The following is a 13894-nucleotide window of genomic DNA, read 5'->3' as shown; positions in this document are numbered from 1 at the left end:
AGCGCCGCATTTGCAATGCTTTCTCGCTAAACCAGAGCAACATCGTGATCTCATATCGTTTGATCCAGAACCGCATCTTAAAATTCAGAAGCTCATCGACCTACACCAGCGGCATAGGATTTTTCCTATGCATTACTAAAAATTAGTTTAGTGGAAAATAAATTGATATTTATGTATTTAAAGCATTGGGAGTGATTGAATTCAGCAATGACAGCATGGACTGAGTTGAGCTAATGATAAAGCATATTCCCATCAGGAATGTCACCCTCGCAAGCGGTAGTTATATGCCCTTTGAGAAGAGGTGTACAAACCGCCCGCATTGGTGTGATCTGAAAATCAACGGAATACGCAACGTTGATTGCACGTTCGGCACGGATGACGAGCAGCCAACACCAGAAAACAAAGCCAGGCGGCTCTTTACCAGCATGGCGTTTGCCGTGCAAATCTACGTCACTGGTGCAAGTAAAAATCCAGATAAAATTTTCTCGCTCATGATGCTTTTTTCATCCATTAGCGCATTTGCGTTCTCCATTTTATTGCGACATTTATTTATTTCTGAAATTGACGCGGTGGCGGCGAGCTGCCTTCTCATTTTTGGCATTGGGCTATTTTCTCTGCATTCTTATTTCATTTCGGATTATTTTTTCTCTCGAAAAAACCGGAGGAATGGTGATTCAATCCCAGAAAAATATAACAACGGGCTTGGAAAAAGTAATTTTCTATGCAGTGATAATTCCACCAAAACAATTCAATGTGAATATCGCACGACCGTGCCATTACGCATCAAAATAAACGAGCAGCATATTTTATGAAAAATACCAAACATCCCGAGAAAGCGCGCATATTTTTGATTGATGATCATCCGGTTATCCTGCTAGCGCTGTCGATGATTATAGAACCGCAGCCCGATATGGAAGTGGTTGGAACGAGTAGTGACGGCCACGATTTGAGGGAGTTTCTGCACTTAAAAAAGCCGAATCTCGTCATCCTCGATTTAAGCATGCCTGATAGTGACGGCCTGAAAATAATTCGGGACATTCAGCGCATTGATTCAGAAATCAAGATCTTGGTGTATTCCAGTCATGAAGAGCGGGTATTTTCGCCCGAAGTGGCCAACTTGGGCGCAAACGGGTTTTTAACAAAGAACAAACCCCAGCAAGCGGTGCTGCTGACTATTCGTTCCATTTTGATGGGAAACAACGTCTTTCCAAGGCGAGATTCTCATGGGTCTGCACCATCTAAAGATGCGGACATCCTTCATAAATTGTCTGATCGAGAAAAAGACGTGTTGATGAACTTGATCAAAGGGAAGAAAAACATCGAAATTTCCCGTCAGCTTTTTATAAGCCAGAAGACGGTAGCGACTCACAAGTACAACCTTATGAAAAAGCTGAATGTACACAATATTGTTGAACTTATTGATTACGCCAAAGTGTATGGACTAGACGTCACTTGAAGCACGGTGGCTTGTGGCTTGTGGCTTGTCGCTTGTCCCCTGTATTTCTGGAAGACACATGGATTTTGAAGTCTTTTTTTTCAGCCTTTTACTGATCATTAGCTTGGTGGTAACGCTCTCGCTAGCATTCAGAATGCGCTCTGCCACCAAAGAGATAGCCCGTGCCAATCGTAAACTGAGGGATCGGGTTGAGATGTATCAGTCTTTGCTGGATGGCCTTCCTATTGCTGCATTTGCAATAAATCAAGAAGGGGAAGTCCTGGAGTGCAATCGAATTTTTCGGGAGCTTACCAACGAGGGCATTACCAATGTCAGGTTTTCTGCGGAAACTGCTCTACCCATGGGTACGACGTCATTGCAAAGCCTCAAAGAATTTTGTGAAAATCTCAGATCCATTAGTGGTGTGCATTATCAAGATCTGCATCTGAGTTTCGGTGGTTTAGAACAAGATATTTATTTCTGGGCGATTCCGTTTTACGAAAACCAAGGTGCGCCTGCGGGCCGTATTTGCGGCTGGCTTGATATCAGCGAGCGTGTACGTCTTGAAGACGCTTTGCGTCACGCCAAGATGGTTGCAGAACAATCACAGACAAAAGTGGAAGAAGCCAGCAAGGTTAAATCTACCTTTCTTTCCAATATCAGCCACGAAATTCGTACCCCACTCAATGTCATTATCGGTAGTCTCGAAATAGGTTTGCTCCACAGAGATAGCGCTCCAGGTGCAGGGAAAGGCCCGCAAGCCAAAGCAATGGCGCTCAAAGCTGCGCAACATTTGTTGGCGCTGATTGACGACATTCTCGATTTTTCCAAGGCTGAAGCTAACAAACTGGTGCTCCATCCATCGCCGGTGAGATTGGCGGACGTCCTTGCTGAAGTCGGCCAGCTCTACGAAATGCAGCTGAGTAGCAAAGGCATCGAATTTGTAAATGATCTGACGGCTATTCCACAAACTCTGTGGGTGACGCTAGATGCCTTGCGGCTCAAACAAATCATTACCAACCTGTTATCCAATGCTGCCAAATTCACGCCCAAACATGGGCAAGTGTGCCTGCGCGGAGGACTGGTTTCCGGCCAGACTGCCCACTCTGTGAAGATTGAAATTGAGGTAAGCGATACCGGAATCGGCATTGCCACAGCCGATCAGGCCGGACTCTTTCAGCCGTTTAGTCAGGCTGAGCATGGTCGTTTGCAAACGCAGCAAGTAAATCAGGGTACTGGGCTCGGTCTGGCTATTTGTCGGCAACTTGTTGAGCTAATGGGCGGAAAAATCACTCTGCAGAGCGTGTTAGATCATGGCACCACCGTGCAAGTCCTGATTGAAGCGGAACTATGCGATGAACCGAGAGCGGTACCGTTTGAATCAGAGATAGCCACGCAGCAAAGCCATTGGGCCAGGAAAGTCCTGATCGTCGACGATCATTTGCTGAACCTGACCGTGCTGGAAGCGCAATTCCAGCAGCTAGGTTGCGACGTGACGCAAGCGAGTAGCGGCGAAGAGGCTTTGGCCTTATTAACCGCAGGGGAAGGTTTTGACTTGATCGTGACCGATTATTCCATGCCAGGAATGAGCGGCCCGGAACTCGCAGCAAGAGTCCGGACGCATGAACAAAGTAACCATATCGCGCATACAAGAATGATTGGTCTTACTGCATTTACGCAAAGCGAATACCGCAATGCGGCCATCGCAGCTGGCATGGATGACTGCCTGCATAAACCCGTTACGATCGCGGGCTGGGCACGCATTCTGGGTAAAAAGCCGGTGGCCATGATGAACAAGTCCACTGTAAACGATGTGCCCGCAACGCAGGCCCAAGACGCCATCTCATTAGACGGTATCAAAGTCATTACGCTGGAAGACAAACAAAAAGAAGTAGTTTTACTGCGCAATGTTGCCGCAGCTTGTACTGCGGATTGGCAAGACGTGCAAAACGCCTGCGGGCAAAACAGCTGGGGGACATTGCTTGAAAAAATCCACCGTCTGCGCAGTATGACAAATATGTTTGGCTTCACCGCACTAGGGGAACGCTGCCTGGCCGTTGAACAGATTGTCAAAAATGAGAAATTCGCGGCGCTTAATCAGGCAATGACCAACGCAGAACAGCAGCTCCACGCCTTGCTGGCAGCAATACAAGAGCGCCTGAACTGCCTGGCATAGTGATGGTGTAGAACTATCTGATATCTGCAGCCAGGCAAAAGATACAAACGCAATCTGCAATTGCCCAGTCTAGAGTGAAGGTGGATTCCGGCCATATCGGCTGGTTCGTTTCCCCTGGTGCCATATGCGCATCAAGGCATCTAAGGAATTGGCAATGCAGCAGCAGTCCAACACCATATATATTGTGGATGACCATCCTGCCGTGTGCGATGCGCTGGTCACAATGGCGACCAAAGACCCGACGCTAACTGTTGTGGGGCAAGCGCATGATGGAAAAACCGCGCTCGAACAGATGGCAAATCTCAAACCGGATCTGGTGGTGGTTGACCTCAAGCTGCCCGATATGGAAGGACTGGCTCTGATAGCGCGCATGCGCCAGCAAGGTTCCAAAGCCAAGGTCCTGGTCTTCTCAATGCTGGACCCACGGGTTTATATCAGTCGCATTATTCAGGCTGGCGGCAACGGGTTTATCAGCAAAGACCGTCCTGTTCCTGAGGTGCTCACGACCATTCAGCAAGTGCTGCATGGCTATAACTGCTTTCCGACAATTGACCATGAACACTTGTACGATCCGAAGAGTGACCCGCTCGAACGCCTTAGCCAAAGAGAGCTGGCGATCATGCTGGCGTTGGCGCGCGGGATATCCAACAAGGATTTGGCCAATCGCTTGCATCTGAGTGAGCGGACCATCAGTAGCCACAAAACCCATATCCTGGAAAAACTGGGGTTATCAAACCTGGTAGAAGTGATCGACTTTGCCCGCTCGCGGAATCTGCTCGAATAAGGGTGTTGCGCAATGCGCCTGCTGGCAGCTTATCTCATGGCGTTGGCTGTAGCTCTGGCGGCAAACCAGGCCTTGAGCGTGCCGTTGGCAACTACCACCGCAGCTGCACCGCAAACCAATAGTGTTTTGCAGAATAAAGGCTGGAAAGAAGGTGTCTTGCGCATCGGCGTCATCCCGGACCAGCAACCCCCATTGGAAATTCAGGACGCGCCGGGACACTTTATTGGGGTTTCTGTAGATGTCATCGAGGCGATTGCAAAAAAGAACGGGTTATCTCCCACTTACCGTGCTTTTGCCAATGTCGATGAACTGAGAACACGACTGGCTCTAGGGCAAATCGACGTTGCCAGTTCGATACCACGCACGAGGGACGTCACGAACATCTCCTTTGGCTTGCCCTATTACGCCGGACGCCTGGTCATCGTAAAAAGGCGCAATTCCGACTTGGTCAACCAGACCCCCATACGCAAGCTCGCGTACGTTTCGACGCAGGATGTGCTTGGCGATCTCAAACAACATGTCCCCGCCCAAAGCTATCTGCCGTTTAGTTCGGATTTGCAGGCCATTCAGGCAGTCGCGTTTGGCTCCGCCGATGCCGGAGTGGGTAACTATGTGGTTGTTTCATGGCTGATTAAACAACTGCAATTGCGTAATCTGGAGATCAGCAATTTTGCCGGATTCTCGTCAGACGGCTTTTATCTGGCTACTCGCGCTGACGATACCCGCTTGCGTCATTTACTCGATAGCGGCATTGCCACGATGGATGCCGCCACTCGCCAGAATATCCAGTCTCGCTGGGAAAACCGGGATATCCCGTTCTCAACAGACACTCAAATTACTTTTAACCAAGCGGAACTGTCCTGGATCAAGGCAAACCCGATCGTTCGATATGCCACCATTAAAGAGTTCGCCCCGTTTTTCTTTCTCACACCAGACGACAAGCCCGCAGGCATCAGCGTCGATTTACTGGACAAAATCCACAAGCAAACCGGCCAGCAATTTGAAGCGGTCCTCCTGGATTCAGCGGGACAGATTCCGGATGTAATGCGCTCAGCCAAAGCCAGCCTCACCCTGTTTTCACCATCTGATCTTGCCGCAGACTTTATGGATCAAAGTTACCCGTATGCCACTTCGCTTTGGGTGATGGTAGGACGCTCAGGTGCCCAGTCTTCTTCCGTCAGCCAGCCCGCGAATCAACGGGTCGGGATAATTGGTGGCCAACTTATTTACAACGCTGTTGCCCCGCATTTTCAGCCCGGCCAGCTCACGCTATTTGCCACGCCGCGAGCTTTGTTTGATGCGGTCAAGCTATCTCGTATTGACGTAGCGATTACGGATATCGCCGTTGCAAATTACCTGATTGGCGAGTTCTACAAAGATCAGCTAGTCATTCAGGGCACACTGGCGCCCCTGCCCAAACACTTTGGCTTTGGCGTCACCAAGCAAGCGCCTGAACTGCTGAGCATCGTAAATAAAGTCATCCTCACCCTGCCCCCAGACTATATGGAAACCTGGGAAAGCCGCTGGCTTTCTGAAGCGCATCCTGACCCGACCTGGCAGCGGTATCGCGCACAAATTGCCGGGGGATTGGCGCTTGCGATTGCACTCGCGATAATTGCTTTAGGCTGGGGCTGGACGTTGCGGCGACAAGTTCGTCTTCGCAAGGCAGCAAATACGGCCTTGTCAGCCAACCTTGCACTCAACAAAGCATTGTTCAACAGTATCCCAGTACCCATTTTTGTGTGCGATACACAAGGTGCTCTACAAAGTGCCAATCGCACTTACCTGGCGAGTACTCAGCAAGAGATGTCGCACATACAGAGTCAATTGGTCCAGCAATTACCGGTGACACGCGAGCCAGATGTGCAGCAATTGCTATTCGATCCGGCGCATCGACCAGAGGACATGTCCGACGTCGAGGTCAGTTTGAACGGGCATTTGCACAATCTGTATGTCTGGGCCACCTCATTTGAGGACGGAAAAGGCCACAAAGCCGGTTATGCCGGGGGATGGCTGGATGTTACCGCTCGTATTGAACTGGAGAACCAGCTACGAGCCGCGCGCGATGAAGCAGCCCAGGCCAACCAGATCAAAAGCCTGTTCCTGGCTGGCATGAGCCATGAGGTGCGCACGCCGCTAAGTGCCGTCATTGGCATACTGGACTTACGCCTGGACGCCGCCAAAGACCCGACTGATAGCGCGCAACTGCTGGCGGCACGTGGCTCAGCCAGCCATTTGCTGGCGTTAGTGGACGAAGTCCTCGATTTGTCCCGCATTGAATCCGAGACTTTGGTACTGCACCCTGCCCCCGTAAACCTGGCAGCACTGGCGGCAGAACTGCGTGAAGTCTTTACTTTGCAGGCCAACAACAAAGGGCTGGAATTTGTTTGCACTGAACAAAATACGGCGTGCGAAGTCAGCATTGATCTGGTTCGGCTGCGGCAAATCATCACCAACCTGATCACCAACGCCCTGAAATTCACCAACCAGGGTCGAGTCACACTTACCCTTCAACTGACAACGCAAAACGATAACCCGCAGCTGCACATCGCGGTTAGCGATACCGGTATTGGTATCGCGCAGAAAGACCAGCCCATGCTGTTTGAACCCTTTTATCGCGCGCCAACCGAAGGCCCCCAGATTTACGAAGGGACCGGACTGGGCCTTGCCCTGACCCATCGACTGGTGCAGGTCATGCAGGGCACGTTGACGCTTCATAGCGTGTTACGCCAAGGCACGACATTTGAGGTCTGTCTGCCGGTCGCCGTAATTGGCCCGACCCAAGCTGCAGCTGTCATGGCCAACAAGCCGCGTGAGATCTGGTTTCCGGGGCTGGCGGTGCTGATCGTGGATGATCATCCGGTAAACCGCTTGATACTACGCGGCCAGCTGGAAAAACTGGGGTGCCACGTTGATGAAGCCGCAGATGGCTTTGCCGCACTGGATATGCTCAAGCGCCGGGATTATGGCTTGGTCGTCATTGACTGCACCATGCCGCTAATGTCTGGCCCCCAACTGGCCAAGGCAATTCGCAGCGTCGAACCTGCCGAGCAGCATCGACCATTGATTGGCATGACTGCATCTTTGCAAAAAGAACTGCATGAGCAAGCGCTATCTGCAGGCATGAATAGTTGCCAGATCCGGCCAGTGAGCATCCAGACATGGTCAAAATTGCTGAATGAGTACTGCTGGGACTACTGCGATTTGCGGCCGGATTTCACGCAGTCTGGCGAGAACACCGCAGAAAGCATCAAGATCAAACAAACATTAACCTCGAGCCTTGCCAGCGACCTGCTCAATGCCAGGGAGCTCATGGCTACCCGCCAATTCAGCGCATTGGCAGATGTCATACATCGAATCAAAGGCCCATTCAGCATGCTGGCGCGACAAGAACTTGTGGCCGCATGTGCCGCCGTTGAATCGGCCTGCACCGATCCGGACGAACGCGGAAACATCCCGAATTTATTGCGGCGGCTGGAACGAATGTGCGCCGAATACATGGATAACCAGTAATACGCTTTCGCGCTGCCACACACAGTACCCGTGATTTCACTGCAGATTCACGGGTACAACCGATTGGGTACTGAGGGCTACTGATAAGTGATGGTGTATTCGACTTGTGTGTTGGCGCTTCCGGCGGTCACGGTCCCCGTTCCTCCGGTATTGACGTAGGTGGCAGTCAACGGAATGTTGTAATTGCCTGCCGTGCCGGTGTATCCGCTATTGGATGGAAAGGCCACTTCAAATCCCACCGGCGTCGTCGTCCCGGATTTCGTGATTTGCAATCCCACCCCGGTCGCTACGCCAGCCACCGGGGCAAGTGTGGCAATACTGTTGGCGCTGGCGCCAATTGTCCCATTTACCGGGTGTAACGAAATGGATATGCCAGACATGCTGGCCGGGCAGCCCGTCAACGCAATATTGAAATTTGTGGCGCCAATTCGGGAACCGCTAGTAGCCAGCTTGCCAGTACCGTATGTACCCATTGGAACACTTACGGCAGTTACAGGGGTACAGCCTAAAATTGGGAAGGTCGATGCTGTTTGCGAAAAGTAGATGCCTTTGTTGGAGTTAAAATTTGTCCCGTTATAAATGATGTCCGACTGGCCAATTTGGGTGCTCGCCTTGGCCGGCACTTTGGTGCCAGCGGGAATGGCGCCGATCATGATGTAACGGGCGGAAATGGCAATACCAATGTCAGTAGGTTGATAACCAGAATTGTAATTCCAGGGTGCCACCTGGTTGGTGTAGGACCCGCTAAGCAATGGCACATCTATCGATTGCTCCTGCACGATGGAGGTCATATTCCCGTTGGTGTCGGCAAGGCTGTAAATTGCATGCCACTTAAACACAACCCCCAGCCCACTGACGCCGGTTGCGAAAACCGCGTAGTTGACGCCATCGGGTGCGGTGATAGACGCTGGGGAGGCATAGCCACCAGTGCCTTTGAGCACTGGACGAAGCACGTCTCCGTTGGAGGCATAACACCACCAGTTCGCATAGGTCTTGCTGTACGGCGTCCAGTCACCAACCCAGCTGCCCACGGTGGTGGGCTGTGAGGTAGTAATAACCGTTGATCCCAAGGGCACCGAAATAGTTGGGCTTACCGCATAACCGCTACCGCATTGGTAAGCCTGGGCGGCACCACCAGCCAGCATCAGAACAGCGGCAAATACGATTCGCATGAGCACACCGGCTTTGGCTGGCAGTGACCGGCATAGCAACGCTTTGCTAAAAAACGCAACCACGTCACAGGTACGGCTACACCACGAACCTTGGCCAAAACCCAGCGTTGCAGAACTCTGCTTGGTATTCATCTTCATGCCCTCTTATTGCTTCGGTTTTGTATTGGCCACGGCCACGTCAGCGTTCGACGTCATCGGGCGACACATGGTGGAGATGGAAGAGAACGTTGCCCCCTCTTCCTTGCGCAGAGCTGGAAGTTCATAGCTCACCCGGCAGGCGCTGGTAATGGCGTCACTCCACTTCACCGTCAGGTCGCCCTTGTCGGCTTTCAAGCCACGTACAATCACGCGTCCGCTTTGAGCTACCGTGCCAACGCTGACGCCATCGGCATCAAATACTTCTGCGCCAAATGGCACCGGCTTGTCGTCAGTTGTCGCCAGCCGCAATAACGCCGAGCGCCCGGTATTTTCAGTTTCGAACTTGACCTTGACGACCGCACCGGCAGTAGGTGCCACATGCTGCATGGTCGATTTGAGCTCGACATTGAGCGGCAATCCTTTGGGATCGATTTCCACCTGGTTGCGTGCAAAGGGTGTCAGCCCGGATACCAGGGCATGGCCCCAAGGGTCAACGCGTAAGCCACTGCCATTCGCAAGGCGCGCACCCGATGCATCCGGTGCCTCTACAATTGCGCTGGTTTCGCTCATGCTTGGTGTAAAGGCAACGCCGCCGTCGTAGGCCACCATGCCGCCGGACATTGATGCTCCGGTCTGGCTATAACTACCGTTTTTGCTCGCATTCACCCCCAAGCGGGCCAGCGGGGACATATAGCTGGCGTTGACGGACAAGGTGTTGCTCGACTGTGCATCACCGCCGCTACTATGCCCCGCATTCAAACCATAACTAAACGCGTTGTCGCTACCCAGGTTGCCAGAGAGATTTTCCTGAACGCTGGTATTCCCGGATGAGTTGTGTTGCACGCTAGTCGAAGAGAACGGCTGATACGCGCCGGAACCGAGAGGAATACCCACGGTAAACATGACAACGGTATCCCACTTGCCCGGGGTATTGGTGGCCGTGGTCATCCCATTTGCATTGCTCGAGGCATTGGCTGCATTGAACTGGCGTGATGCCGAAACACCGTAGCTCCAGCCTTTGAAATTGTTGTTGTAACCCAGTTGATACTGCAGATCATTGCCGCTGCGATTCCAGTAGTTCTGGGACGATCCGGAGGCATAGAAGCTGCCGTAGCCCTCTGGCAAAGCCTGGTTAAGGCTCAACTGCAGCCGACCACGCGCATGCCACACCGCATCCAGCGCGTTACCCGCGCCCCAGCGGTCAGCATCGATCACCGCCATGGCATCCTGCAAACCCAGATAACCCTTGCTGGAATAGCGGTAGGCCGCCATCGTCAAATTGGTGTTGGTCGGTGCGATCAGCTTGCTGTAACTGAGCCGGGCACTCATGCCGTTCTGGTCTGCCTGGGTATTCAGGTGAGTGGCGGCGTAGGTCACATCCACACCGAAGCCGCCCACGCTGGTGTTGAGCGCAACGCCCCCCAAGCCTGCGGCATAACCGTCAGCAAGAGTTGCACCGCCGTAACCCGTTACCATATTGGTGAAACCGTGCTGAACCGTAGCCTGGGTCAGCCAAGGCGTGCTATGCAGGCCGTTATTGCGATACTGACCGGCCATGGCGCTATAACGTGTTACGCCTTCGCGCACCGAATTAACCGGCGCGGAATAGGGAATGAGTGAGACATGTACGCTGCCGTCAGCTTCGGTCACCACGACTTCGAGATCGCCGCCGTAGCCGGTTGGATAGAGGTCATCAATTTCAAAGGCGCCGGGCGCAACCGTTGTCTCGTAAATGACGTTGCCGTTCTGGCGTATCTGCACCAGCGCGTTGCTGTTGGCAATGCCATGCACAATCGGCGCATATCCGCGTTGCGAATCGGGGCGCATACGGTCGTCGGTGGCCAGTTGCACACCCCGAAAGCCCACGCTGTCAAACATGCTTCCATCGGTAAAGGCATCACCGATAGTCAGTTGGCTATCCAGCGGCACAATGGCGCGTTGCAGATTGGTCTGGACGCTTTGGTAGTGACCGCCGGTTGCGGTGCTGTCGCTGTAGCTACCGTTATGACGGAAACGCCAGTCACCCACGTTCACGCCCGCATTCAGCCCCAAATACCCTTGGGTATTGGTTTTGCCATCTGAATTGCTGCTGTACACGTTGGCGTTGTAGCCAAGCGTTGCCGCAGTGATGCCGTTATCCCAATAGCGCGGGTCTACGTAACCGCGTGCGCTGCGGTTCATGGCGATTTGCGGAATGCTGATGTCCAGTCGCTGTTCACCAAAATCAAAGGCAGCGGTGGCAGCGGGAATCAAAGCGGGCAGTTGCGGGCACGAAATACCTGCTTCGAGCATGGCGGCTGACTCTGGCGCCAGCTTGCCAAAATCCACGCCAATTCGATCCAGCAAGGCATGATCAAAACACGGCTGAACATTGGCTTTATCGCCATTGAGCGCGCTCAGAGTGATATCAGACCGACCCGCCCAGATTTTATTGACATAGATATCCGCGCGATATTGACCCGGTACCGCCACGTTACCCCTGCTGAAACGGGTGATATCAATTGCCTGACCATCGGTATGCAAAAAATTATCATTGAAATGTACCTCTGCAACCTGCATTGGCACTTCAGCAGCCAGTACCGGCCCAGCGGCAAAGATGGATAGAATCAACAGACTGAGTGGATCACCGATAGGGAATAATTGCAGCGTGCGGCTTTTCATTTTTGATCAACCAGTTTGATGAAATTACAAATAATTACCGGCAAAAGTCAATCCAGAAATAATTCAATTCCAGAAAGAAATTAAATTTTAATATTTGCAAGACACAACAGATATAAGCACCACATTAAAGAGGCTTAGTAGAATACTTAAACTGGCTTGCCATGCAGTCATTCCATTCATTCAGTCCGCATCAGGGCGCATAGAAAAACGCAGGAATCCAGGCACAAGCGCGCTCAGTGCGCTTTACACGGAGCGGCCCTTAACCTGAACTCAATAAAACTCAATGGGATTCAATGAAATGCCGTGGTAAACGGTGCATCACCTTCTGCGACGCCGCCAAAATCATTGATAGCGCGGTAGTGCACGCTGGCGTCGGCGGTCGGGGTGATCGTGCCCTTGAGGGCAAAACGCTGAGTGGCGCCAGGAGCAATCATGCCCCCTTCTTCAAACGATGCATGTGCCTTGCCAGAACGAGCCTCTACGCCTGCCAGCGAAACGTGGTATGGCGTCGGATTGTATGCTTCCAACGCCTGACCTGCGCCGTCTTTCACCAGTTGCCATTTCACCTTGGCCGGGGCTTCATCAGCCGCCCCTTTCAAGTCTTTAGGGCGATAAAACAATTTAATGCGCGAATGAACCGCCATTTGCAGATAATTCTGCTCTGTCTTTTGATCTGCTTTAGCAGAATCCGGAGCAGGTGGGATTTCCAGCACGTTAAGCCAGAATACAGATTCTTTATCTTGGGGCAATGGCTCGCCGGTATAAAAAATACGTAGCGTTTGCATTTTATCCGGATCAATGCGTGAAACCGGAGGGGTAATGGTAAAGGGTACTGCCGTATTCGTAGGAGATACCTGAGCATCACCGCTATCAACCCAAGTCTGGGTCAATGCAGGCAGTTTGCCCTTATTGGTAATTTTGAGTGTTTCTTCGTGGTCCGCAGCGTTGTAAACCACCCGAGTTCCGCCAATGACAACCGAAGCATTAGCCTCACACGCTGCGAATAATCCCAGCACCAGTGCTGCAGAACCCAACAGCATGCTCAAAGCATATTTGGTTTTAATCATGATGATTTCCCCGCAAAGCGGTACTCCCGGCGGCCGTTGCAATCGGCATTGACCTTACCGGGAGAAGCCACTAATCAATAAATTTGATTATTGGTAAACGATTTCGTAATTAACGTTGGAGGTCACCGAACCTGCTGTAGGCGCTGCTGCAGTAGACAGGTATTGTGCGGAGTACCCCAGTGTTGCAGCGCCAGTCGCATCAGTGGTCAACAACGTGTCACCCTGAGCGGTAGCATCTGCACCGGCCAGATTGATGACAGCGTTGGTGCTGTTCAGCATTTGAACTTCAACGCCGGTAGCCACACCCAGGTTGGTCAGGTTGCCCGTGGTACCGTTAATGTTGGCGCCACTGAAGAAAGCACGAACAGGCACGCCCACCGAGCAGCCGGTCAGCGCGATAGTGAATGGGGTGGTACCTTGAGCATTGCCCACACCGGTGAATGCAGTGGTTTGAACCGAAGGCAGTGTCACGGCGAAGCTATTGCCCGCACCTGCATCAACGACACAAGTGTCGGCAACCAGAGCGCCGTTAAAAGTGATCGTGCCGGAAGTAGGCGCAGCGGCTGCAATTTGTGATGCCAGAGCGCCACCAGCGATGATCAGTGCGGAGATGAGTTTGAGGCTTTTCATGACGTTCTCATTAGTGCGTTTAAGGAGACGCCACTTTAAAGTTCCCGATAGATCACCAAAATCGGTAGAGATTGAACTAAGGCTAGGTAAATACTGAAAGCCTGCTACTACGATTACCCCCACCCAAAAGCGGCCCGCCCCGGTGAGAAGCGGGTGCGAACATCGCAAATAGCGGTCCCGTTCGCTCAGAACCTGTGCAGCCAACGCGGCACCAGCAGGTATGTTGTCAGTAGTATTCAGACGTAATTTATTCGCGGATACCGCTATCTCCCCCTGCAGATACCTGGTCTTCAACCCATGTTTTCGTACATAGGCCAC

General features: G+C 52.2%; 9 protein-coding genes. 5 read left to right on the top strand and 4 right to left on the bottom strand.

Going from position 1 to position 13894, the window contains the following annotated elements:
• Window positions 1-233: 233 nt before the first annotated feature.
• From N7220_RS18820 to N7220_RS18800, 5 genes are all read left to right on the top strand, one after another.
• Window positions 234-812, top strand: a complete 579-nt coding sequence (locus tag N7220_RS18820; protein WP_283149070.1) for a hypothetical protein — start codon at window positions 234-236, stop codon at window positions 810-812.
• Window positions 809-1456, top strand: coding sequence for a response regulator (locus N7220_RS18815; protein WP_283149069.1), 648 nt, complete (start codon window positions 809-811; stop codon window positions 1454-1456). The genes N7220_RS18820 and N7220_RS18815 overlap by 4 nt, the downstream gene beginning before the upstream one ends.
• Window positions 1457-1514: 58 nt before the next feature.
• The gene (locus N7220_RS18810; RefSeq protein WP_283149068.1) at window positions 1515-3611 is read left to right on the top strand and encodes a hybrid sensor histidine kinase/response regulator; all 2097 of its coding nucleotides are present in this window, start codon (window positions 1515-1517) and stop codon (window positions 3609-3611) included.
• A 154-nt stretch (window positions 3612-3765) separates the two neighbouring features.
• Complete coding sequence (locus tag N7220_RS18805; RefSeq protein ID WP_283149067.1) at window positions 3766-4395, top strand: response regulator transcription factor; 630 nt, start codon at window positions 3766-3768, stop codon at window positions 4393-4395.
• 12 nt (window positions 4396-4407) lie between these two features.
• Complete coding sequence (locus tag N7220_RS18800; RefSeq protein WP_283149066.1) at window positions 4408-7908, top strand: ATP-binding protein; 3501 nt, start codon at window positions 4408-4410, stop codon at window positions 7906-7908.
• A 77-nt stretch (window positions 7909-7985) separates the two neighbouring features.
• Here the strand turns inward: N7220_RS18800 and N7220_RS18795 are convergent, their stop codons facing one another.
• The 4 genes from N7220_RS18795 to N7220_RS18780 form a co-directional block, all read right to left on the bottom strand.
• Window positions 7986-9218 carry a fimbrial protein gene (locus N7220_RS18795; RefSeq protein ID WP_283149065.1) on the bottom strand — a complete coding sequence of 411 codons (1233 nt, stop codon included), beginning with the start codon at window positions 9216-9218 and terminating at the stop codon, window positions 7986-7988.
• Between the two features lie 6 nt (window positions 9219-9224).
• Window positions 9225-11879 (bottom strand): fimbria/pilus outer membrane usher protein, encoded by a 2655-nt coding sequence (locus N7220_RS18790; RefSeq protein WP_283149064.1) that lies wholly within the window; start codon window positions 11877-11879, stop codon window positions 9225-9227.
• 290 nt (window positions 11880-12169) lie between these two features.
• A complete protein-coding gene (locus tag N7220_RS18785) occupies window positions 12170-12946 on the bottom strand; it encodes a fimbrial biogenesis chaperone (protein WP_283149063.1) in 777 nt (258 codons plus the stop codon).
• A gap of 87 nt (window positions 12947-13033) precedes the next feature.
• Window positions 13034-13576 (bottom strand): fimbrial protein, encoded by a 543-nt coding sequence (locus N7220_RS18780; RefSeq protein ID WP_283149062.1) that lies wholly within the window; start codon window positions 13574-13576, stop codon window positions 13034-13036.
• Window positions 13577-13894: the final 318 nt, after the last annotated feature.

The sequence above is a fragment of the Silvimonas soli genome, assembly GCF_030035605.1.
GTDB classification, from domain to species: Bacteria; Pseudomonadota; Gammaproteobacteria; order Burkholderiales; family Chitinibacteraceae; genus Silvimonas; species Silvimonas soli.
Note: the sequence above shows the minus strand (reverse complement) of the source record. Positions and strands in the feature narration are given on the sequence as shown.